Origin of the sequence: Flavobacterium sp. NG2, assembly GCF_034119845.1 — a bacterium.
In the GTDB taxonomy this organism is placed as follows: Bacteria; Bacteroidota; Bacteroidia; order Flavobacteriales; family Flavobacteriaceae; genus Flavobacterium.
Genome location: NZ_CP139420.1, coordinates 1,654,336 through 1,677,459 on the forward strand (window position 1 = coordinate 1,654,336; position 23,124 = coordinate 1,677,459).

Annotated in this window: 19 protein-coding genes; 7 read left to right on the plus strand and 12 right to left on the minus strand. The window is 33.9% G+C overall.

Annotation, left to right across the window (positions count from 1 at the left end; all coding sequences use genetic code 11):
• Positions 1-149 precede the first annotated feature (149 nt).
• Positions 150-1,538: a dihydrolipoyl dehydrogenase gene (gene lpdA, locus SLW70_RS07100; protein ID WP_320891391.1), complete on the minus strand. Its 1,389-nt coding sequence runs from the start codon at positions 1,536-1,538 to the stop codon at positions 150-152.
• A gap of 333 nt (positions 1,539-1,871) precedes the next feature.
• On the opposite strand from lpdA, the gene SLW70_RS07105 reads away from it, so the two are divergent.
• Entirely contained in the window at positions 1,872-4,139 is a 2,268-nt protein-coding gene (locus SLW70_RS07105) for a heparinase II/III family protein (RefSeq protein WP_320891392.1), read from the plus strand.
• A gap of 58 nt (positions 4,140-4,197) precedes the next feature.
• Here the strand turns inward: SLW70_RS07105 and SLW70_RS07110 are convergent, their stop codons facing one another.
• Genes SLW70_RS07110 through truA form a run of 3 tightly spaced genes read right to left on the minus strand, consistent with a single transcriptional unit; the run spans position 4,198 to position 6,866 of the window.
• The gene (locus SLW70_RS07110) at positions 4,198-5,952 is read right to left on the minus strand and encodes an ABC transporter ATP-binding protein (RefSeq protein ID WP_320891394.1); all 1,755 of its coding nucleotides are present in this window, start codon (positions 5,950-5,952) and stop codon (positions 4,198-4,200) included.
• Complete coding sequence (locus tag SLW70_RS07115; protein WP_320891395.1) at positions 5,949-6,101, minus strand: hypothetical protein; 153 nt, start codon at positions 6,099-6,101, stop codon at positions 5,949-5,951. The genes SLW70_RS07110 and SLW70_RS07115 overlap by 4 nt, the downstream gene beginning before the upstream one ends.
• Positions 6,102-6,131: 30 nt before the next feature.
• On the minus strand, positions 6,132-6,866 hold the full coding sequence (gene truA / locus SLW70_RS07120) for a tRNA pseudouridine(38-40) synthase TruA (protein WP_320891767.1): 735 nt from the start codon (positions 6,864-6,866) through the stop codon (positions 6,132-6,134).
• Between the two features lie 211 nt (positions 6,867-7,077).
• On the opposite strand from truA, the gene SLW70_RS07125 reads away from it, so the two are divergent.
• Positions 7,078-7,575: a metallophosphoesterase family protein gene (locus tag SLW70_RS07125; RefSeq protein WP_320891396.1), complete on the plus strand. Its 498-nt coding sequence runs from the start codon at positions 7,078-7,080 to the stop codon at positions 7,573-7,575.
• On the opposite strand, the gene SLW70_RS07130 is transcribed toward SLW70_RS07125, so the two are convergent.
• The 3 genes from SLW70_RS07130 to SLW70_RS07140 form a co-directional block, all read right to left on the minus strand.
• Positions 7,576-9,273, minus strand: coding sequence for an ATP-binding protein (locus SLW70_RS07130; RefSeq protein ID WP_320891397.1), 1,698 nt, complete (start codon positions 9,271-9,273; stop codon positions 7,576-7,578).
• A gap of 39 nt (positions 9,274-9,312) precedes the next feature.
• Entirely contained in the window at positions 9,313-9,975 is a 663-nt protein-coding gene (locus tag SLW70_RS07135) for a response regulator transcription factor (RefSeq protein ID WP_320891398.1), read from the minus strand.
• Between the two features lie 252 nt (positions 9,976-10,227).
• Positions 10,228-10,641, minus strand: a complete 414-nt coding sequence (locus SLW70_RS07140; RefSeq protein WP_320891400.1) for a DUF4293 domain-containing protein — start codon at positions 10,639-10,641, stop codon at positions 10,228-10,230.
• 184 nt (positions 10,642-10,825) lie between these two features.
• Between SLW70_RS07140 and rho the strand changes: the two genes are divergently transcribed.
• Positions 10,826-12,565, plus strand: a complete 1,740-nt coding sequence (gene rho, locus SLW70_RS07145; protein WP_320891401.1) for a transcription termination factor Rho — start codon at positions 10,826-10,828, stop codon at positions 12,563-12,565.
• A 119-nt stretch (positions 12,566-12,684) separates the two neighbouring features.
• Here the strand turns inward: rho and SLW70_RS07150 are convergent, their stop codons facing one another.
• From SLW70_RS07150 to SLW70_RS07170, 5 genes are all read right to left on the minus strand, one after another.
• Positions 12,685-13,905 (minus strand): RsmB/NOP family class I SAM-dependent RNA methyltransferase, encoded by a 1,221-nt coding sequence (locus tag SLW70_RS07150; protein ID WP_320891402.1) that lies wholly within the window; start codon positions 13,903-13,905, stop codon positions 12,685-12,687.
• A gap of 138 nt (positions 13,906-14,043) precedes the next feature.
• Complete coding sequence (locus tag SLW70_RS07155; protein WP_320891403.1) at positions 14,044-16,005, minus strand: KUP/HAK/KT family potassium transporter; 1,962 nt, start codon at positions 16,003-16,005, stop codon at positions 14,044-14,046.
• A gap of 120 nt (positions 16,006-16,125) precedes the next feature.
• Entirely contained in the window at positions 16,126-17,448 is a 1,323-nt protein-coding gene (locus SLW70_RS07160; RefSeq protein WP_320891405.1) for a hypothetical protein, read from the minus strand.
• 147 nt (positions 17,449-17,595) lie between these two features.
• On the minus strand, positions 17,596-18,468 hold the full coding sequence (locus SLW70_RS07165) for a PPK2 family polyphosphate kinase (protein WP_320891407.1): 873 nt from the start codon (positions 18,466-18,468) through the stop codon (positions 17,596-17,598).
• A gap of 368 nt (positions 18,469-18,836) precedes the next feature.
• Positions 18,837-19,733, minus strand: a complete 897-nt coding sequence (locus tag SLW70_RS07170; protein WP_320891408.1) for a L,D-transpeptidase — start codon at positions 19,731-19,733, stop codon at positions 18,837-18,839.
• A 286-nt stretch (positions 19,734-20,019) separates the two neighbouring features.
• On the opposite strand from SLW70_RS07170, the gene SLW70_RS07175 reads away from it, so the two are divergent.
• From SLW70_RS07175 to SLW70_RS07190, 4 genes are all read left to right on the plus strand, one after another.
• Complete coding sequence (locus tag SLW70_RS07175; protein ID WP_320891409.1) at positions 20,020-20,736, plus strand: 3-ketoacyl-ACP reductase; 717 nt, start codon at positions 20,020-20,022, stop codon at positions 20,734-20,736.
• Positions 20,737-21,104: 368 nt separating this feature from the next.
• Positions 21,105-21,605 carry a sigma-70 family RNA polymerase sigma factor gene (locus SLW70_RS07180; protein ID WP_320891768.1) on the plus strand — a complete coding sequence of 167 codons (501 nt, stop codon included), beginning with the start codon at positions 21,105-21,107 and terminating at the stop codon, positions 21,603-21,605.
• Positions 21,606-21,607: 2 nt separating this feature from the next.
• A complete protein-coding gene (locus SLW70_RS07185) occupies positions 21,608-22,534 on the plus strand; it encodes a hypothetical protein (protein WP_320891410.1) in 927 nt (308 codons plus the stop codon).
• 174 nt (positions 22,535-22,708) lie between these two features.
• Complete coding sequence (locus tag SLW70_RS07190; protein WP_320891411.1) at positions 22,709-23,008, plus strand: hypothetical protein; 300 nt, start codon at positions 22,709-22,711, stop codon at positions 23,006-23,008.
• Positions 23,009-23,124: the final 116 nt, after the last annotated feature.

Here is a 23,124-nt window from a genome sequence, read left to right on the forward strand (position 1 = left end):
GGATGTCTAATGTACCAAATTTCGGGATTCTTTATTGAAAAAGAAATATTTGTAATAAACAAAAAAATCCGACTTGTTTTCACAAATCGGATTTTGATATAATATACTGTAGAGTAACACTGCAGCGCGTCTCTACGTAGCGCTTTATTTTATAAGTGGATTACCTCACCATAAGCGTCAGCAACAGCTTCCATAACCGCTTCACTCATTGTTGGGTGTGGGTGAATTGCTTTAAGGATTTCGTGACCAGTAGTTTCTAGTTTACGAGCTACAACTGCTTCAGCAATCATATCTGTTACACCAGCACCAATCATGTGGCATCCTAACCATTCTCCGTATTTTGCATCAAAGATTACTTTTACAAAACCATCAGAATTTCCAGAAGCTTGTGCTTTTCCAGAAGCTGAGAATGGGAATTTACCAATTTTCAAATCGTATCCTTTTTCTTTAGCTTGTTTTTCAGTCAAACCTACAGAAGCAATTTCAGGAGTAGCATAAGTACAACCTGGTACGTTTCCGTAATCAATTGGGTCTACGTGCATTCCTGCAATTTTTTCAACACAGTTGATTCCTTCTGCAGAAGCTACGTGAGCCAAAGCCTGTCCAGGAGTTACATCACCAATAGCGTAGTAACCTGGAATATTTGTAGCATTGTAAGCGTTAACTAAAATTTTATCTCTATCAGTAACAATACCTACTTCTTCTAAACCAATGTTTTCAATGTTAGTTTTGATACCAACAGCAGAAAGTAAAATTTCAGCCTCAAGAACTTCTTCTCCTTTAGCTGTTTTTACAAATGCTTTAACTCCATTTCCAGAAGTGTCAATGCGCTCTACTGAAGAATTGGTCATCACTTTAATACCTGCTTTTTTCAAAGATTTTTCAAATTGTTTTGAGATATCTTCATCTTCAACAGGTACAACGTTTGGCATAAATTCTACAATAGTAACCTCAGTTCCCATAGAATTGTAAAAATGTGCAAACTCAACTCCAATTGCTCCAGAACCAACGATGATCATTGATTTAGGTTGTTTTGGTAAAGTCATTGCTTGACGGTAACCAATAACTTTTACACCATCTTGTGGTAAGTTAGGCAACTCACGAGAGCGAGCTCCTGTAGCAATAATAATATGGTCAGCACTATATTCAGTAACTTTATTGTCTTTATCTGTAACGTCAATTTTTTTACCTGGTTTTAGTTTACCAAAACCATTAATCACGTCAATTTTATTTTTTTTCATCAAGAAAGTAACTCCCTTACTCATTCCTTCAGCAACCGAACGGCTACGTTGAACTACAGCTGGGAAATCCTTGTCGAATGAAGAAACAGTCAATCCGTAATCAGAAGCATGTTTTAGATAATCAAAAACTTGAGCTGATTTTAATAAAGCTTTGGTAGGGATACATCCCCAGTTCAAGCAAACACCTCCTAAGTTTTCTTTTTCAACTACGGCAACTTTAAACCCTAATTGTGATGCTCTAATGGCAGTTACATATCCGCCTGGTCCACTTCCTAAAACAATAACGTCGTATTTCATTTTTTTGCTATTTTATATTTAATGCTTAAGATCAACTTGCTTGAACAACTGTTTTTTTAAATTGGTTGTTACAATTGTAATGCGATTGCGAAATTACGGATTTATTTTAAAAGTTGATTTAAAACTTTATGGATTTACTAATTTATAGGGTTATTTCACAGAGATTCTTAGGAAAGTGAAATTTTTGGATTGAATGTTGATTTCATTTTTAAAATTTAAATCAAATATTTTCGAGACTATTTTTATTTATAAAAAAAATTATCACAATTTCAGTTTTTATTCACTTAAATATGTTGTTTTTTTTTGCTTTTTTTGTGGTAAACCAATTTAACTATGAATTTATCCAAAAAACTTTTGCCTTATGTTTTCTTATTGCTGTGTTTAAGTACATACGCACAAACGAATATTTCTAAGGATGCTATAATTGACACTAAATCCTTAGTGAATTATTTGAATGAAGAGACTAAAAATAATTTGTTGTCTCAAAACAAAGATACTGAAGCTGTCCTAGCTGCTTATTTTAGAGAGAAATTTTCGGAACGTTACTTTTATGATTGGAGACAATTTGAAAACCGATTCGAAGCCTACAATAAATTGTATGATAACCAATCTTCCCATAAAGAAAGAGCGGCAGACCATATGCAGAAATTTAAGGATTCTACTCATTGGCAACTTCCATTTAATTATTTAAACGGAGAGGCTGTTAACGCTTATGCCTTGAGACATTTGGCGAGACAACATAAAATGGTTGATGTAGGGTTTGAATATTTCTATACTAAAAAGGACCCTAAGTATATTCGTTATTTCACTAACCAACTGTCTTCATTGAATGATGCCTTAAATGCTAGAAAGTTTGAAACCATGGAAAGTGGTAATGGCGTTTATGAGGTGTTTAGAACAGGGTATAGAGTGTTAAACTGGTTAACGATTCATAATATGTTTTTAGGGCAAAAGGACTATTCTGATAAAGATCAATTAGTAACTATCGCTACTTTGTTACAGCATGGTCAAGACTTATATGAAAACAATGCTGAATTTACACCAGGGAATCACCAGACTAGAGGTATGTCAGCTTTGGCAATGCTTTCGATTCTTTTTAGAGATTTTGAAGGAACAGAGTTATGGAATCAAAGAGCGATGCTACGTTTAGAGGAACACCTTACTAAAGAGGTAAATCCTGATGGATTTCAATTTGAGCGTTCTGTCCATTATCATATTAGTGATATCGAAACCTATTTTTATGTGTATCAATTAGCTCAAAGGAGTAATGTTCAGGTGAGTAAAACTTGGGAGCAATCATTGAAGAAATTATTTTCGACCTTAGTTAAAATTGCTTATCCAGATAAATCAGCACCTGTTTTACAAGATGATACTAATGAACCTTGGGCAGAGAAAAATGATATTTCGGGAGCCGTTACTTTAGGATATTTGTTGTTTAATGATCCTGAATTTGGTTTTCTAGCTACGAACCATGTCGACAACCAAATTTATTGGTTTGTAAGCGGGAAGCAAATGGAACAACTGAATTCTATTTCTAAACAACAACCTTCTTTTAAGTCTGTTGAATTGCCCGAAACGAAATATTATATAATGAGAGAAGGATGGGAAGCCAATAATAAAATGATGATTATAAGTGCAGGTTTGGATAAAGATAAGCCAGACCATCAGCATGGTGATATGTTGGGAGTGCAAGCAATGGCTAATGGGAATGTTATTTTGCCAAATTATCAGGTGCGCTATTCATTACCAGATTTTGAGTTTTTTAAAAATTCGATGGTTAAAAATGTAGCCCTTGTAGATGATGAATTGCAAGGTAAAAATTGGACTGGAAATGCCGGTGGTAGTGGATTTGGTCAATACAAACAATTGCCAAAACCTAAAACAATAGCATGGAAAACGAATGTGAATTATGACTTTTTTGCTGGTAGTCATGATGGCTTTGAAAATGTAGGTGTAAGCTACTCTAGGCAGGTACTTTTTGTTAAGAATGGATTTTGGATAGTAAAAGACAACTTCAATTCTGATAAAACTCATGATTTTAAGCAAGTATGGCAAGGTCATTACACAACCGAAGACGGTCCAAATTTAGTTAGAGCCAATTTTCCTGATGCTAGTGGGTGTGATATTTTACAATTGAATCCAGCTGACAGAGTTCTTAATGCAGGAACTAGAGGGAAAGAATGGACTGTTGTTTCAAAATCAAATAGTTCTAATTTTAATTTCATAACCGTTATTTATCCTTATAAAGGGTACAGTAATAGTCTTGATGCAAAAAAAGTTGCTTCAATTGTTGATGGTTGGAAAGTAAACAATCTTTCTTTTCAAGCAAAAGGAGATGATTTGAAGTCGCTTTCGAAAGAAAGGGAAGCTTATCTGTTTAATTTGAAAGAAGTTACAATTGACGGAATATCTGTTGGTTTTTCAAATCAAACAGATGTGTTTGTTGTTTCGGAAAAAGAAAAAATTACAATCCATGCTATTGGAGTGGCTAATTCTGATGTAAAAATATTAGGTGCTAAAGTATCTCAATTAAATGGTGTTTCGGTAAAAGCTAAGGCTGTTTTAAAACCAGGAGATATTCTGGTGTTGGAAAAGAAATAATCTGATTAAAACAAAAGAGGGAATGTATTGCATTCCCTCTTTTGTTTTGTATAATAGTTTAGTTTGCAACCGAAAACTGCGAATCGTATAAGTTTTTGTAATAACCAGATTCTTTGTCAATCAATTCTTGATGGGTTCCTTGTTCTACAATCAAACCTTGATCCATTACAACAATTTTATCAGCATTTACGATAGTTGCTAAACGATGCGCAATTACTATAGACGTTCTACCTTGCGTAATAGTTTCCGTTGCTCGTTGTATTAATTCTTCAGAATAAGTATCGATAGATGAAGTTGCTTCGTCCAAAATCAAAATACTCGGATTACTCACATAAGCACGTAAAAAAGCAATCAATTGACGCTGACCTGATGACAACATCACACCTCTTTCTTTTACATCAAAATCATAATTATCTGGTAAGCTCATAATGAAATCATGAACGCCAATTTCTTTTGCTGCTTTGTAAACATCTTCTCTGGAAATTTCAGGGTTGTTCAGGGTGATGTTGTTGTAAATAGTATCGGCAAAAAGAAACACATCTTGCAAAACTACTGCAATTTGCTTGCGTAACGAACTCAATGTGTAGTTTTCAATATTATGATTGTCAATACAAATCGTTCCCTCGTTGATTTCGTAAAAACGATTCAATAAGTTGATAATTGTAGATTTTCCTGCACCTGTGGAGCCTACAATTGCAATAGTGTCACCAGCGTTGACTTCGAGATAGATACCTTTTATGACTTCTTCATTTGGGATATAACCAAAATGAACCTTTTTAAAAGAGATAGCACCATCAAAAACTGGCGCTTCTACTTTTCCTGTATCTTGAATTTGGTCTTGAGTGTCTAGGATTTCAAACACACGATTAGCAGCAATCATTCCCAGTTGCATCTCGTTGAACTTATCCGCAATTTGACGCAAAGGGTTGAACAACATTCCAATAAACATAGTGTACGAGAATAAATCACCAAAAGTGGTAAAATTGTCGCCATTTAAGATTTTTATACCCCCATACAAAACCACAAAACCCAAAGTCAGCGAAGAAATAATATCGGCAATTGGGAAGAAAATCGAGTTGTATAAAATGGTTTTAATCCAAGCCGTTTTATGTTTGTGATTGATTTCTTTAAATTTATCTGATTCAATAGTCTCGCGATTAAACAATTGCACGATTTTCATACCTGTCACACGCTCTTGTACAAAGGTGTTCATGTTAGCAATTTCGGCACGTACTTCCTCAAAGGCTATCTGCATTTTACGTTGAAAAATTCTAGTAAAATAAACTAATATAGGCATGGCAATAATTACAATCCATGTCAGTTTCCAGTTCATATAAAGCATAAAACCAAGTACTACCACCATTTTCATCAGGTCACTGATAATCATGAAAAGACCTTGACTAAAAATACGAGCAATGGCTTCAATGTCAGAAACTGAACGGGTTACGAGCTGTCCTACAGGAACCAAATCAAAATATTTCATCCTAAAACTTAGAATGTGTTTAAAGAGCTTGACTCTAATGTCCTTGACGATATCTTGCCCCAGCCAGTTTGCCCAATACACAAAGTAAAACTGTGAAAAAACCTCCAGTAGCAATACAATCCCCATTAAAGTGATGTACATCAAGAGTCCGTTAGCGTCTTCGGTTTGAATGTAGCCATCCACTGTTTGCTTCAATAAATACGGGCGTAAAGCCGCAAAAACGGATAATGAAATGGCAAAAACCACCACGCCATTAAATCGCCATTGATAAGGTTTGGTGTAAACTAAAATTCGTTTAAATAATCGTATGTCAAATGCTTTTGCTTTCATTGTTTAGGAGCATAACGCTCTGTTTTTATAATTACGTCCAGTCCTGCTGTTCGCTTTAATCTTTTTATTTTTAAAGAAAAATAAAAAGGATTTCCGCTGCCATCAGGGCTAATTAATATCGTTTTTATTTTCAAAAAGTCATCTCCCAACTTCCCACTTCTAACTTCCCACTTCTACCTTCACAAATAAGGGTATTCAATCTTTGTCAAATACAAACCATGAGCGGGGACTGAAAATCCAGCTTTTTCTCGGTTTTTTCCAATGATGATGTTTTCAAAATCCTCTAAATTGATTTTGTGCATACCAATATTTACCAAAGTTCCCACAATTGCGCGCACCATATTTCTCAAAAAACGATTGGCTGATATGGTAAAAATAAGTTGGTTGTTTTCTTCTTTCCAGTAGGCCTCAAAAATCGTGCAATCAAAAGTGTTTACATCCGTATTGACTTTTGAAAAACATTGAAAATCGGTGTGATTTAAAAGAATTTTAGCTGCTTTGTTCATCAAATCGACATCAAGTTTTTGATTTAGATACCAACTTTGTTCATGTGAAAAAGCGTCTTTAAAGTTATTTATATGATATTGATAAGTTCTCTTAGTAGCATCAAATCGTGAATGTGCTTCGTCGTCAACTTGTAAAACTTTATAAATAACAATGTCTTTTGGCAAATAAGAATTGAGTTTATAAACGAGCTTGTCGCCGTCAATAGGGGTGTTATAGTCAAAATGCGCATACATTTCGCGTGCATGAACACCTGTGTCTGTTCGGCCTGCTCCCATAATATTGATTTCAGTGCCTAGTATTACAGATAAAGCCTTATTGAGTGTTTCTTGTACCGAAGCGGCATTGGGTTGGAATTGCCAACCGTGATAGTGCGTTCCGTTATAAGCTAGTTTTATAAAATATCTCAAGTGTTTAGTCTCAAAGTTTAAGAGTTTCAAAGGTACAAAGTTTTTGTGTTGTGAAAAGGTTAAAATTTTCGGGTTACAAAGTCATAACGGTAAAGGAGTAAAGCGATCCAAATCTAATATATCTGATAAGTCAAAATAATTTTCTGCTTTCAGACTTTTCAACTTAGTATCTTTGCGACTTAGAACCTTAGTGCCACATGCCTTTTTTGAAATGAAAAAAATCCTCTTACTTTCAGATACACATAGTCATATTGATGACACGATTTTAAAATACGTTGCTCAGGCCGATGAAGTTTGGCATGCAGGAGATATTGGGGATTTGGCTGTGACTGATAGTTTGAAAAAACTAAAACCATTACGTGCCGTTTATGGAAATATTGATAATGCACAAGCTCGATTAGAATTTCCGTTACACAACCGTTTTATGTGTGAAGGGGTCGATGTGTGGATGACTCATATCGGGGGGTATCCTGGGAAGTATAATCCCAATATTCGTACTGAAATAACGGAAAATCCACCTAAGCTGTTTATTTGTGGACATTCCCATATTTTGAAGGTTCAGTTTGATAAAAAACTCAATTTATTGCATATGAATCCGGGAGCTTGTGGTAAAAGTGGTTTTCATCAAGTACGAACGATGTTGCGATTTGTTATTGATGGGGATAAGATTAAAGATTTAGAAATTGTAGAAATCGGGAAAAGAGTTTGATTATTTTTTTTGAGCAATAGGTACTTTAATATGGATAGTAGTGCCTACGTTGATGGTTGATTTAATGCGAATTTTACCGTCCATATTTTTGATACGGGCACGAATTTGATTGAGTCCGAAACCTTCAATGATGTTGAATTTTTTGGTGTCAAAACCTCGGCCGTTGTCAATAATTTTTATTAATAATTCATCTTTTTTTTCAATAAGATTTAATTGAGCTTGACTGGCATGACTGTGTTTGATAATGTTGTTTAAGAGCTCAGTGATGATGAAGTACATTTTTAATTCGAAATCTTCATTATACCTTTTTTTAATATTTATGGTACTTAAGTATTCAAATTGTAAATGGGAATTGGAGTTTTTTTCACATAAATCTTGAAGTGCGTAATAAAGTCCAAAACGTGTCAGTAAGGAAGGGATAAGTTCGTGTGAAAGGTCTCTTACTTTATCATGGGCTTCTTTTAAAATAGACTTAGTTTTACTTAATTCATCGGATTGGATTTTATTTTTGGCATTAAAAACACTTAAATGCATATCTGCAGAGGATAATAAAGCACTGATATTGTCGTGTAAAAAAGAGGCTATTTTTTTGCGTTCAAGTTCCTGGCCGCTCACTGTAGCATTGATGATGTTACGTTGGATTTTGCTTTGAACGTCTTTAAGTTTGTTTTTTTGTTTCAATTTGGTGTTTTGAAAGAAAAAATAAAAAATAATAATAATGATAATCAAAGCAGAAATGATGATAATACTAATGCGTTTATTTCGGGTTTGATTTTCAATCATCAATTGCTCTTTGGTTTTGAATTTGGATTCAATGGTGTCGATTTCTCTTTTGTATTCATCGAGTTCTAAATTGATGCCAGCAACATTTGCTTTTTTTAGCTTGTCGTCATTGTTTATTTCTTTTGTAAGAGCATTGTAGCGTTCGAGATTCTCGAAAGCTTTTTGAAAGTTTTTAGTTTTAGAAAGGAATTTTGAATATTCTAAATGGGTAAAAGATAAATCGGATTTGTCACTTTCTTTTTGTCCAATGCGTATTGCTTTTTCAAAGTAACCTATGGCTTTTTGAGAGTTATTGTAATGACTGTGATACATTCCATTTAACATGTTCAGGGCGACATCAGTATTTGAATTCCCATGTTTAGGATGGTATTTGTTGATGAAATTTAAATAGGGTAAGCCATTTTCAAATTGACCAATATCAAAATAAGCCCAAGTGATGTTCAGTTTGGTAAAGATAATTTGTGAGGAATCTTTAATTTTATTGGAAAATGAAAGTGATTTTTTGTAGTGATAAATTCCTTTTTTGTATTCTTTTTTGTCAAAGCAATAGATGTTTGCTAAATTGTTATTGAGCCAATTTTTTAATTTATTGTTGTTTGTCCGTTCTGCATAAAACAGTCCCTTTTTATAATAGAAAAAAGCTTTTTCAAATTCAGTAAGTTGGTCAAAATTGGCTGCAATGGTGTTGTATGAATTGGCAATTAGGTTGTCGTCATTTAAGGCGATTGCTTCTTTTAGAGCTTGTCTTGATTTAATTAATGACTCTTCATGTTTTCCTTCAAGCATTAACTTTGTAGCATGCTTAACATCTGCTTCTGCTTTTTGTTTTAAAATGGAGTCGTTTTGTGAAAATGAAATAGTACTAGAGAGAACTAGTAGTAGAAATAGGAAAAGTGTATTTCTAATTGATTTCATAAATGAAGGGTATCTTGCCGGTTTTTTAGAACTAGGGATTTAATCCGTGATTAAATTATTTTTAATAGCAAATTTTACAATACTTATAGTGTTTTTGGCTTTTAGTTTTTTGAGGATGTTTTTTCGATGTGTTTCAACAGTGTTGACACTGATGGATAATATTTCACTCATTTCCTTGCCGCTATATTCTAAAGATATTAACGTGATGATTTCAATTTCACGTTCGGTTAATGATTTTGCAATGGTATTTTTTTGTTTAATTGAATTAGGGATATTTTGTGTCGCTTTTGCAAAAATACTTTCCCTTACTAAATCACAATAATATTTTTCTCCATTATGAACGGACTGAATTGCTTCAACAATGTTTTCACTCGCAGATCGTTTGGATAAATAACCTGAAGCGCCAAGATTCATGACTTCTTTAATGATTTTTAAATCGTCATAGCTTGATAGAATAATTACTTTGCAAGGGAATCCTTTTTCGTTAAATTCTTTAAGTACTTCTAGACCATCTTTTTTAGGCATACTAATATCAAGAATGAGAATATGTGTTTTATTTGCTTTGACATCATCATAAAGTGTAGTTCCGTCCAAAGAAAATCCCACTACATCATAGTTTGAAATAGTGTTAAGTAAGTTTTTCATACCATCGATTAAGACATGATGGTCATCAGCTAAGTGAATGCGTATTTTTTCTTCCATTTTCAGGATATGATTTCTTCAAATTTAGTAAAATAAACGCTATGATTATCTAGGGATTTGTACTATTTCGAGAATGAGTATTATGAAATTAGTTGTTCTAATGTGTGCTTTTTAGTGTAATAGTCTGGTATTGAGATTGAAATAGTGGAATTTTGAGAGGAAATTAAAGTAGGTTCTGCAATCTTTGGATACAAAAAAACCCGAATCATATGATTCGGGTTTCCTTCGCACTAATAAACTAAGTTTATAGGTTTATCTCAATCTATCCACAGATTTTACAAGATCTTCGTCCTTTTTGATGGCCTTATTAGCAAGTACTAATAATACGATAGTGACAATAGGAAGAAACATCCCAATACCTTTCTCTGAAACGAATACCGTTTCTCCAGATAAGTTTAGCGAACGATATACAAACAATCCTAATAAAATTAAATTTAATATGATATTCAATCTGCCTAGTACAAATTGAGTTTGTCTTTTTTTATACGATATGATACTGATGATGCTAAGCGTTGTACTTAGTCCTAATAAAACAACATAAAGTTGACTTTGCATAAAATAGAAATTTTCACCATTATTTAATGTCCATAAAGGAAAAATAAAAGGTAAGATTCCTGTCGTTACAAAGGCAAGTAGTAGGTATATGGTTTGTATTCTTTGTATCATTTATTCAAAAATTGTGTCACAAAAATATATTTTCTTTTTTAAAAATACTATTGTATCATTAAATTTTATTCGTATTATTGCATAACAATACCGTAAGCACTTCATACTGCGGTCTATTCAAAGTTATAAAAAATACTACCTATCTTTTTTGTGTTTCCAAATTAATTAAATTCAAAGAACATTCATGTTTGAAATTTCTGCATTAAAAGAAATGAAGCTTGCTGAGCTTCAAGAAATAGCAAAAGCTGCTAAAACAATAAAATTCAATGGTGTAAAAAAAGAGACCCTAATTGGTCTTATTTTGGAACATCAAGCTTCAAATAACGCTAACTCAGTTCCTGATGTTAAAGCGGAAGCAGCTACGGAAGCTGAAAAATCTAAAAGGGTACGTATACAACCTGCGAAAAAGGTGGCTATTCAAAAAGCAGGGAATAAACCAGCAGTTGCAAAAGAGGTTTCTAATGCTGAAACTGCACCGATTGTAGAAACTGAGGTAGTGAATGAGGGAGAGGCAAAAAAAGATTCGAATGAGGAATCTGTTGATTCGACTAGAAAAGGACCTAAAATTGTAAAATTTAGTAAGTCGGCATACGAAAAGAAAATAGCATTAAAGAAAGAGAAAGAAGAAACTAAGGTGGTTTCTAATGAAGGTGAAGAGGTAGCTGAAAACACTGCTTCGGAAGTTGCTGAAACGACTGTTTCTGCTAAAAAGAATAACCCTAATCAAGCTAATAAGCAAAATCAAAATCAAAACCAAAATCCTAATTTTAAAAACAAGAAAAATAATTTTAGAGATGCTGATTTTGAATTTGATGGAATAATTGAAAGTGAAGGAGTATTGGAAATGATGCCTGATGGCTATGGTTTCTTACGTTCTTCGGATTATAATTACTTAGCTTCTCCAGATGATATTTATTTGTCAACTTCGCAAATTCGTTTGTTTGGATTAAAAACAGGGGATACTGTAAAAGGAGTGGTAAGACCTCCGAAAGAAGGCGAGAAATTTTTCCCTTTAGTTCGTGTACTTAAGATTAATGGTCATGATCCTCAAGTAGTACGTGATAGAATATCATTTGAGCATTTAACGCCCGTTTTTCCTTCTGAAAAATTCAAATTGGCCGAAAGACAAAGTACTATTTCAACTCGAATTATCGATTTGTTTTCTCCAATAGGAAAAGGACAACGTGGTATGATTGTAGCACAGCCTAAAACGGGTAAAACTATGTTGCTGAAAGAAATTGCGAACGCAATTGCAGCCAATCATCCAGAGGTGTATTTAATCGTGTTGCTTATTGACGAACGTCCAGAGGAGGTTACAGATATGCAACGTTCTGTACGTGGAGAAGTAATTGCTTCTACTTTTGATAGAGAGCCTCAAGAACATGTAAAAATTGCAAATATCGTTCTAGAAAAATCAAAAAGATTAGTAGAATGTGGGCATGATGTAGTGATTCTATTAGATTCTATTACACGTTTAGCTCGTGCATATAATACGGTTCAACCAGCGTCTGGAAAGGTTTTGAGTGGAGGTGTTGATGCTAATGCTTTACAGAAACCAAAACGCTTTTTTGGAGCGGCTAGAAATGTAGAGAATGGTGGTTCGTTGAGTATTATCGCAACTGCTTTGACTGAAACAGGTTCTAAAATGGATGAGGTTATCTTTGAGGAATTCAAAGGAACAGGAAATATGGAATTGCAATTGGATCGTAAAATTGCTAACAAACGAATTTTCCCTGCGATTGACTTGACGTCTTCTAGTACTCGTCGTGATGACATGCTTTTGGATGAGAATACTTTACAAAGAATGTGGATTATGCGTAAGTATTTGTCAGATATGAATCCAATAGAAGCAATGGACTTTATTAATGATCGTTTTAGAAAAACCAGAAATAATGAAGAGTTTCTAATTTCTATGAATGACTAATTAAGTTAGAAGTTAGAAGTTAGAAGTGGGGCAGGTTGCCATCCCTGAAAATTTAATTATAAAATATAGCATAAAAAAAATCCTCGATTCGAGGATTTTTTTATGCTAAACTTCTAATTCTAACTTTTAACTTTTCGTTCTAATAAAGCCATATAGAAACCGTCAAAACCAGACTCGTGAGCTAGTATTTTATGGTCTTTAATAAAAGTGAATTCTTTACCTATATCAGTAGTTAAAAAGCGCTCAACTTGTTCTTGATTTTCCGATGGAAGGACCGAGCAAGTTGCGTACACTAATTTTCCGCCTGGTTTAACAATTTTAGAATAACTTTCTAAAACCTCTGACTGAATTTTACGAATGTTATCGATGAATTCAGGTTTCAATTTCCATTTAGCGTCTGGGTTTCTTTTTAGAACACCTAAACCACTACAGGGAGCATCAATCAAAACTCGGTCAGCAGTTCCGTGCAATCTTTTGATTACTTTAGTGCTATCGATTATACGGTATTCAATATTGAAAACACCATCACGTTTTGCTCTAATTTTTAATTGCTTCAATTTGCTTTCATACAAGTCCATCGCAATTAATTGCCCTTTGTTTTCCATCAAAGCCGCAATGTGTAATGATTTTCCACCTGCACCCGCACAAGTATCAACTACTCTCATTCCTGGTTTTACATCTAGGTAGCTTGCTACTAATTGTGAATTAGCATCTTGAACCTCAAAGAAACCTTGTTTGAAAACATCAGTCATAAAGACATTTGCTCTTTCTTTAAGTACTAGAGCTTCCGGTTGGTCAGGTAAGGCTTCAGTTTCGATATCTAAGTCCATTAATACGGCCCTTAAATTTTCTTTTGTAGTCTTTAGAGTGTTGGTTCTTAGAATTACTTTGGCAGGTTGATTTTGAGCAGCAATTTCTTTTGCCCAAACCTCTTCACCTAATTCTTTAACACCAAGTTCGTCCATCCAATCAGGAATAGATTCTTTGATAGCTCTTGTTTTTGATAATTCGTCAAAACGCCCTTTGATTTTTCTCTCAGGAGTTCCTTCTAGTTGACGCCAATCTGGAATTGGGTAGCCTCTTAATACGGCCCAAACAGAAAACATTCTCCATAAATTATCGCGGTCAAAAGGTTCTTTGACCTCGGCAACTTCGGCATATAATCGTTTCCAACGTACGATTTCGTAGATGGTTTCGGCAACAAATTTACGATCGGAACTTCCCCATCTTTTGTCCTTTTTTAATGCTCTTGCAACCACTTTATCGGCATATTCTCCTTCGTTAAAAATAGCGTTTAAGGAGTCAATAGTGGTATATACTAAATTTCTATGTAATCTCATTTTAATTAATTGAGCCGCAAAGGTAGTATTAATTGATTTGAAAGTTTAATTTTTAAATACTGAATGTTGAAATAATCTTTTATGAACAAAAAAAACACTGTTTTGAACAGTGTTTTTTGTATTGAGATATTGTATTGATTATTCTACACGAGTAAGTCCAACGATTTCTGGAGCATGAAGCACCATTGGAAATTTTTCTATTTTCACAGAACTACTATCTAAACCAAAGGCTCTTTCTTCGGATAAACTTAGTTTTTTGATAAAGAAATAAGAGTTCATTACTATTTTTTCATACCATCTTAAGTCGCTATCGTTAGAAAGGAATTTCTCTGATAAAACAAATTTAAAGTCTCCTAAGATGTTGTTTTTATTCAAAGATTCATATCTGCTGGTGATATCTACTTCGCCGTTATGAACCATGTCTTTGATTACCTCTTTAAACATAAGGTTAATTTTGGTTGGTTCTCTAAAGCCTAAGTTAAAATCGATACGGTATAAATCGTCCTTTAAGATTTCGGTAACACGATATTCTGTTTTATAAGGTTCTGATAAGATATTTACATGTACAAACCAATAAATGTCGGCTCTTTTAGGCCTTTTTTGGAGGATAGAATACATTACTTTTTCCTCAATTTCATCGGAGCGATTGGCATTGGTCATATAAACCAAATGGGTTGCGTATTTTGGAATGGTTAAATCGGCACTTAGTTCTGATAATACTTTTTTATAATCTTCAATTTTGACAATTTTAGTATAGCTTTTATTGATTTTTTTAGCCATAAACCAAATAGTCATTACTGATATCAGAATCATTGCGATTATCAAGGTAACATAACCTCCCTCGGCAAATTTGGTTACATTGGCAATGAAGAAACTAAATTCAATTAAGATGTAGATTGTTATCAATGGAACCATAAAGTATAATTTTACCCTTTTCATAATTAAATAAAAATTGAGTAAAATAGTGGTCATAATCATGCATAGAACAATGGCTAATCCATATGCATGCTCCATGTTACTTGATTCTTCAAAGTGAATAACAATGCCCACACATCCTAAAAATAATAACCAGTTGATAGAAGGAATGTATAGTTGTCCTTTTAATTCTGTTGGATATTTTATTTTTACTTTTGGCCAAAAATTTAATCTCATGGCTTCGTTTATCAGCGTAAAAGAGCCACTGATTAAGGCTTGAGATGCAATAACAGCTGCAAGTGTTGCAATCACAATTCCAAAAGGTTTGAACCAATCGGCCATGATAAGGTAAAAAGGGTTTCCGTTTTGACCTCCTAATGATTGCAATGTTTCGCCTTCATGATGAATAAGAAACGCCGCCTGTCCAAAATAATTCAACAGCAAAGTCATTTTTACAAAAATCCAACTAATTCGGATGTTTTTACGCCCGCAGTGACCCATGTCTGAATACAATGCTTCAGCTCCTGTAGTACATAAGAAAACCAGTCCTAAAACAAAAAAACCTTCGGGATGTATGTTTAATAGATGGTAAGCGTAGTAAGGGTTGAATGCTTTAACTACTTCGGGATGTTTTGATATTTGAATTAATCCAAGAATACCTAACATACTGAACCAAATAAGCATCATGGGAGCGAAAAATTTACCCACTAGTTTGGTTCCGAATTGTTGAATGGTAAATAAGACTAGTAAAATCCCGATTACAATTGGGATGGTATTTATTTCAGGGTAGAATGTTTTAATTCCTTCGACAGCAGAGGATACTGAGATAGGAGGGGTGATGATACCGTCAGCCAATAACGCACTTCCTCCAATAATCGCGGGGACAATAAGCCATTTAATTTTAGTTTTTTTAACCAAAGCATAAAGGGCAAAAATCCCTCCTTCGCCGTGATTATCAGCACTTAAAGTTATCCAGACATATTTGATTGTAGTTTGTAGGGTTAGTGTCCAGAAAACACAAGAGATACCTCCTAAGACAATATCCGTATTAATGGTATGGTCGCCTAGAATGGCTTTCATAACATACAGAGGTGAAGTTCCTATATCTCCGTAAATAATACCTAATGTTATTAATAAACCACCTAATGTTAATTTAGAATGTAAATCCCTATGCGATGTGCTCATGAAGTATTTTTAATAATGCGTCAAATTTACTCTTTTTAAATAAAATAGCTCGAATTATTTTAAAAAAGAACAAAAAAAACACGGTCTGTTAAACCGTGTTTTATACTAGAATTTATTGTATTAATTTCGTCTATTACCTACGCTATTTGATGACGAACCACGACCATTATCTTGGGATTTCATTTCTCTTGATGAACTAGGTCTACTTTCTGAAGATCTACTTTGACTTGGTGCAGATTGTGGTGCAGCTTGTCTAGCAGAACTACTTTTGTTTTGTGAGTAGTCTCTAGAGCTAGATGATGGTTGCGGACTATACTCTCTGGATGAACTGCTCTTGTTTTGTGAGTAGTCTCTCGAACTTGGTGACGATTGTGAGCTATATCCTCTTGTTGAACTACTTTTATTTTGTGAATAATCTCTTGAGCTAGATGATGATTGCGGGCTGTACTCTCTGGACGAACTACTTTTATTTTGTGAGTAGTCTCTCGAACTTGGTGACGATTGTGAACTATATCCTCTTGTTGAACTATTTTTATTTTGTGAATAATCTCTTGAACTTTGTGGAGCAGACTCTCTTGAGGTGCTACTTCTGTTTTGAGAATAATTTCTCGAACTACTAGAACTTCCAGAATATGGAGATGTGTATCTTGATGTACCATTTCGGTATGCGTCACTTTCATTTCTAGAACTTAAACTTCTAGAGCTTCTTCTTTGATCTAGTTCGTAACGATTGTTCACTGAGGAATTACGTCTTGAAAAACTTTGTTCTGGGTATAAGCGAGCGTATCCATTAGAACGTCTACTACTATATAAAACTGGAGCGTAATTACTTCTTCTATAGTTTACATAGTTGTAACTATTATTAAAGTTTATAGACACATGAATATTAGAACGGTATCTGTAAATTGGATAAGGTCTCCATGCATAATAATAACTTGGGTAATAGTTCCAGTACCAGCTTGATACATAAGGACGGTAATTACTCACGCAGAATGAAGCATAAATAAGAGGGGAGCTATAATATACAGGCTCGTATATGTAATTTGGTCCGTATAAGTACTCGTTACCAACAAATTGTACCTGAATTCGGTTGTAATTATCGCGTTCAACATCAATAGTCGCTACGTCTTGATATACATCACGATCTAGTACAGATTGAATGATAATTAAGTGGGTGTTACGATCAACAGTTTCGATAACACGTAAGTAATCAACTTGGTTGTCGTAATTCAAATCCAAATTTGAAATTTGAATTTTAGGGTCGTTTAGTCTTCTTTCGAAATCTTGTAAGTTACGTGAATCACCAAAAATAGAAGCTACTGCTCTTAGGTCTAAATTATCGCTGATTTCATCGTTCATGGCATTTACACTTCCGTATTGTGCTTGCATTTGCATGGCAAAAAAGAAAGTCAATAAGCTCGCTATTATAGTTTTAGTTTTCATAATTGGTGAATTAGAATTGAATATTTTTAAATATCCAATTACTGTGCCAAGAAATAAAAACAACCCAAAATTCCAAATTCCAAATTACAAATCCCAAATCCTAAATCCCAAATCCTAAATCCCAAATCCCAAATTCCAAACCTGAAACTACTTCAACTGCGCTTTATACATCGCAAAATTCATTTTGACCTTTTCATCAAGTTCGGGCTCTTTAATATCGGTGTATTGTTGCATTTCTTCCCAAATAATTTGAGCAACAATGTAGCGAGCCATGTCTTTATCATCAGCAGGGACAATATACCAAGGAGCGTTATCAGTAGCGGTTTTGTTAATAGCTTCTTCATAGTATTGCATATATTCATCCCAATGTTCTCGTTCTTTCAAGTCGCCAGGCGAAAATTTCCAATGATGTTCTTCATTTTCGAGTCGGCGCAAAAGACGGGTACGTTGCTCTTCTTTACTGAGGTTTAGGAAGAATTTTAAAACTATCGTTCCGTTTTGTGAAATATGTTTTTCAAAATTAGTAATCTGCTCCATGCGGTTTTCCCAAAATTGAGGAGTTATGTCTTCGACGGTTTCAATGCCGGGCAGATTTTCATTCATAATGTATTCAGGATGCACACGTGTTACCAAAACATTCTCATAGTGCGTACGGTTAAAAATGGCAAATTTTCCTTTTTCAGGCAATGCCATATAATGCCGCCACAAATAATCATGTTTCAATTCATTAGAGTTGGGTGTTTTAAAACTATGTACCACTACGCCACGTGAATTAAATTCCTTAAAAACTTCCCGAATCAAACTATCCTTTCCTGCGGTGTCCATTCCTTGTAAACAAATTAAAACGCCGTATTGATTATGGGCATACATCACATCTTGTAAAGCGCTCAGTTTTTCACGGACTCCGTCAAGTTTGTCTTCCTTGTCATCATCACTAGCTTTATTATTTAAGTCGGTTGGAAAATCTTTCAGTTGTATAGGGGCTGTTACTTTAAAATGATTAGGGTCAATTGATTTCATATTAATTTGTTTTTTGTCAATTCAATATCAGTAGATGTGTTTATAATTAGATTTTGGTGTAATCAAAGTCAGAAAAACTAAAGATACTTTTTTAGGAGCAATTTCCGGCTTTTCCTTGCAATACATTTTTAAGGAATTGGATTTTTTTAGGTTACTATAGGAGTTTCTAGAAAAAAAATAATTCCTATTCTCTACAGTTTTACTTCAAACAGGGTTCGCTGAAGACTTGTAAAAATAAATGCATGGAGAAGTAATTGATGCTCCGATTAAACTTTAATGTGTAGTAAACAGCAAAAGTAAATCCCACAAGTAATTATGAACCTTGTGGGATTTTGATAGAATTCGTTAGAAAAAAACGAATACAGAAGTTATTTATGTTGTGCTATAAGCTTACTGTTTTTCTGTTCTTTTATGATGGATGCAAGATTAAGCTTTATCAAATTGGCCAATTCATGCTCTGAAATTTCTAAAGCATCGGGATTTTTAACCATTTGTAACCAAGGTTTAGGGGCTTTAAAATCATATTTTCCAAAAACAATTACTGGAGTTCCTTTAGCTTTTATGTTTTCAGTATCTGCAAGAACCCATTGGTCTGCCCAATCATATAGAAAACGGGCATCTTTTTCACGCAATCGTAAACAAGAATGTGAAGCAGGATATCCAGGTAATTCATATTGATGAAAACCAACACCTAATTTATTTTCAATATTGAAATTCCATTTTAACTCCCATTCATCATTAAAGGTACTTGTGGTTTCTTCTGCTTTCCAATTAGTGAAAAATAAACCGGTGGGAGTGGGGTCTTTTTCTCGCCCCATATTTGTTGGGCCTGTATAAACCAATGTTCCGTTTTTATAAGCAGCAAAAGTTTGGGTTGGATAAGAAAAGAAAATAATTTTTGAAATGTTTTTTAGCGCTTCTAATTGTAATGGAAAGGGTAAATAATCTTCTCGTTTACCTTCAAAAGTAGTAGGGATGATAATCGAATCCATTTTCTTGATATTAGAAGCATCTGTTCTGTTCAAATCCATGACGATTGTCATTTTAACATCGTCTTTTTCATTAGCATTTAACCAAGTCTTAGTTGGTGCCATTTGATAAGAAACTCCTTTTAGTTTGTCACGATGTTCAATAGTGATGCTATCTTCTTCATTAGTTACAATTGAATTTTGCTTAGCATCATTTTTTTTACAAGAAGCTAAAAGTACTAATATGCATATCAGTGTTATGATATTGATAAAAACGAGCGAAATTGATTTTTTCATGAGTTGCGTTTTATTGGTTATAGCTGTAAGCCATTAGACTGTTGTAATTCGGATTATTTTATTTGGTTTTCTGTTCCAATTAATACTGTTGCTTACAAGACTTAGAATTTTATATTTCAAAGTTCCCGTTTTTCCTCATTTAGTTTGTTATATAATTTTTACGAAATGTTATTGAATTTTAAGAAAGGCTCTTTGTTTTAAAATTATCATTTATTTCACACTTGGCGTAATGACTAGGTTTATTGAATAGCTTAACTTTGTTTTCGAACTAAAAAATGAAATTAAGATGATTGATTTGAAAAATAAAAATGCACTAATAACAGGGGCAGGGAAAGGAATAGGAAAAGCAATCGCAATCGCTTTGGCAAAAGAAGGGGTCAACGTTATTTTAGTTGCCAGAACTCAAGAAGATATTGATAATGTTGCATTAAAAGTACGTTCTCTAAGAGTCAAAGCATTGGCTTTAACCGCTGATGTGTCAGACAATGAATCAGTGAAAACTGCTGTCGATAAGGCTTTGTCTGAATTTGGGAGCATTGATATTTTAATCAATAACGCTGGAATTGCTGCTTTTGGCAAATTCTTAGATATGGAAACGACAGATTGGGAGCGCATTATTCAAGTGAATTTAATGGGGACTTATTATGTAACCCGTGCAGTTTTACCTAATATGATTGAAAGACAAACAGGGGATATTATCAATATTTCCTCGACTGCAGGATTGAATGGAAATGCAATGACAAGTGCTTATAGTGCTTCAAAATTTGCGGTTTTAGGTTTAACGGATTCATTGATGCAGGAAGTACGCAAGCATAATGTACGAGTTACGGCTTTAATTCCAAGTACAGTTGCTACTGATATGGCCAAAGAATTAAATATTGTAGGCGACAATGCGGATAAAATCATGCAAGCCGAAGATATTGCTGAGTTGATAATCGCACAGTTAAAATTAAATAAACGCGTATTCATTAAGAATAGTAGCATTTGGACAACGAATCCGTAAATTAAGTTTTAAAGGTTCTAAGCATCTAAGTCGAAAGAATATTTTTAAAGCCATTAAGAATTAAGAAAAGTTAAGTTAGAACTTAATGATACTTAATTCTTAATGGTTTTTTTATTTGTACCTAAAATTTTATTCGTTGTTTTTTAGCCCTGATAGAAGCGGTATCCTTGTGGCGGCAGGCGTTAAGCCGCCACAAGATATAGCGGATAGCAGGAGGGATGTTTCATAAATGCAGCTTATAATGTGCTCCAAAAAAACTTTTTTTAAATTATTTTCATTTCGCTCCCAACCTTTTTTGTTTATTTACGCTCTTTACTATTAAAGACCTTATTGTGATAAACGAAAATCTAATAATAGCCTGTAAAAAGATGCAACGTGATGCCCAGCGTCAGGTGTATGAGCAACTAGCGCCTAAACTCTATGCGAGTTGTAAACGCTATCTCAAACAGGATGAAGAAATTGAGGAAGCTCTAGCGGATGCATTTTATACCATTTTCACAAAAATAGACCAATTGAAAGAATTGGGTGCTTTTGAAGCGTGGGCACGAAAAATTGCAGTCAATCAGTGTTTGGCTAGATTAAAGAAAAAGAACAACTTTAATATGTATCTCGATGATGTGCATGCACTTTCGCAACCGTTTACCGATGAAGTCACTAATTTAGAAGAAGAAGATTTACTCGATTTATTAAATCACATTCCCGAAGGATGCAAAACGGTTTTTAATCTTTTTGTGATTGAAGGTTATGGGCACAAAGAAATAGGGCAAATGCTCCAAATTTCGGAAGGGACATCCAAATCACAATTGAATGCCGCCAAAACCAAGTTGAAGGAATTAGTAAATGCTCTTTATTACAAAAAATCGAATTAGTCATGGACAATCAAGATAAAATCATAAACAAAATCAAGGAAGCGGCTCACAATGCCGAGCACCAAGACTTTCCAGGAATGGATAAGCTTTGGTCACGAATTGAAGATAAATTGGACCAAAAAGCATTGGAAACCAAATCGAAGGTTTGGAAGAAGCTAGCGATTGCAGCTTCTATCTTATTATTAGTTTCATTAGGCTACCAATTAAGCAAACCAAATTCGATTGCTGTTGAAAAAGAAAGTCCAATAGTTACAGTAGATTCAGTAGTTAAACCTAATCCCAAACCAATTGAAAAAGCAATTGTTTCGGCAGAAATTGATACTGTGGCTGTTGCCAAAGTGATTAAAAAAACACAAACCGTTGTTGTTACTAAAGACGAGAAAAATGAAGTTGTTGCCCTTCAAGAAGCTGTTGCTACTCCAGAAGAAAAAGAGAAGGAGCTGAAAAAGGCTGATTTGAACAGACAAAAAGCCAAAAGTACACAGTTCAATCGCGGTAAAATCTACGATGCTGTTGAAGTAACAAGTGCTTATGGAAAAGCTGTAGCACCCGAAACTGTAGCAGAATCTTTAGCAAAACCAATAAGTGCTGCCGCTCCATTAGTGGTGATGAACGGAAAACTCATGTCGGGCGCTAATTATAAGACAGTTAAAGAAGCTAAAAAAGAAATAATTGCCAATCTGGATGATGAAGAGGTTGATTCTCTAATTGTATTAAAAGAACCTTTGTACATCATAAATGGTGTTGAATATAGTGAAGCATCTCTTTTTGGAACAAACCCAACGAGCCCTTATGCACCGCTGAATAAACAGAAAATTGTCACTCTAGAAATCTTGCAAAACGAGGAAGCGACTGATAAATATGGTGATAAAGGAAAAAAAGGAGTGGTCATTATCACAACTGAAAATGGAAAGCCATTACCAAAATAGAAATTAAATACAGAAAGTTAAACATAGATTGCACAGATTCTCACAGATTTTTTTAAGCGATGCATAGCTTTTAAAAATTCTTTTAATCCTTGAATTCTGTAGCTAAAAAATAATTCTAACATTTTAAAAATTATTGCCATGAAAAGTTTAAAACTTATTTCATTAGCCCTAACTATGCTTTTTTCTGTCGTCAGTTTTGGGCAGGAACAATCAATAATTGGAGAAGGTAATACAATAAAAAAGGATACTACTGTTTCTCAAAAAGCAGAAATCAGAATTTGTGTACCTTCTAGAAATAGTATTCAACCGTTATATGTTGTAAATGGTGTTTTTCGTTCGAATATTGATGATTTAGATCCGAAAGAAGTAGTTTCTTTTGAAATTCTTAAAGATGCTAAAGCAAATTCCCTTTATGGAGACAAAGCCAAAAATGGAGTTGTATTGATTAATACGAAAAAGAAAACTAAAAAATAAAATTAAAACACAGATTATACAGATTCTCACAGGTTTTTTTAAGTGATGCATAGCTTTTAAAAATCCTTTTAATCCTTAAAATCTGTGGCTAAAAAAAATCACTAACATTTTAAAAA

Bases quoted from the DNA above. Each gene is read 5' to 3' on its own strand.
- lpdA (WP_320891391.1), bottom strand. From the start codon at position 1,538: ATGAAATACGACGTTATTGTTTTAGGAAGTGGACCAGGCGGATATGTA.
- SLW70_RS07105 (WP_320891392.1), top strand. From the start codon at position 1,872: ATGAATTTATCCAAAAAACTTTTGCCTTATGTTTTCTTATTGCTGTGT.
- SLW70_RS07110 (WP_320891394.1), bottom strand. From the start codon at position 5,952: ATGAAAGCAAAAGCATTTGACATACGATTATTTAAACGAATTTTAGTT.
- SLW70_RS07125 (WP_320891396.1), top strand. From the start codon at position 7,078: ATGAAAAAAATCCTCTTACTTTCAGATACACATAGTCATATTGATGAC.
- SLW70_RS07130 (WP_320891397.1), bottom strand. From the start codon at position 9,273: ATGAAATCAATTAGAAATACACTTTTCCTATTTCTACTACTAGTTCTC.
- SLW70_RS07135 (WP_320891398.1), bottom strand. From the start codon at position 9,975: ATGGAAGAAAAAATACGCATTCACTTAGCTGATGACCATCATGTCTTA.
- SLW70_RS07140 (WP_320891400.1), bottom strand. From the start codon at position 10,641: ATGATACAAAGAATACAAACCATATACCTACTACTTGCCTTTGTAACG.
- rho (WP_320891401.1), top strand. From the start codon at position 10,826: ATGTTTGAAATTTCTGCATTAAAAGAAATGAAGCTTGCTGAGCTTCAA.
- SLW70_RS07150 (WP_320891402.1), bottom strand. From the start codon at position 13,905: ATGAGATTACATAGAAATTTAGTATATACCACTATTGACTCCTTAAAC.
- SLW70_RS07155 (WP_320891403.1), bottom strand. From the start codon at position 16,005: ATGAGCACATCGCATAGGGATTTACATTCTAAATTAACATTAGGTGGT.
- SLW70_RS07160 (WP_320891405.1), bottom strand. From the start codon at position 17,448: ATGAAAACTAAAACTATAATAGCGAGCTTATTGACTTTCTTTTTTGCC.
- SLW70_RS07165 (WP_320891407.1), bottom strand. From the start codon at position 18,468: ATGAAATCAATTGACCCTAATCATTTTAAAGTAACAGCCCCTATACAA.
- SLW70_RS07170 (WP_320891408.1), bottom strand. From the start codon at position 19,733: ATGAAAAAATCAATTTCGCTCGTTTTTATCAATATCATAACACTGATA.
- SLW70_RS07175 (WP_320891409.1), top strand. From the start codon at position 20,020: ATGATTGATTTGAAAAATAAAAATGCACTAATAACAGGGGCAGGGAAA.
- SLW70_RS07180 (WP_320891768.1), top strand. From the start codon at position 21,105: ATGCAACGTGATGCCCAGCGTCAGGTGTATGAGCAACTAGCGCCTAAA.
- SLW70_RS07185 (WP_320891410.1), top strand. From the start codon at position 21,608: ATGGACAATCAAGATAAAATCATAAACAAAATCAAGGAAGCGGCTCAC.
- SLW70_RS07190 (WP_320891411.1), top strand. From the start codon at position 22,709: ATGCTTTTTTCTGTCGTCAGTTTTGGGCAGGAACAATCAATAATTGGA.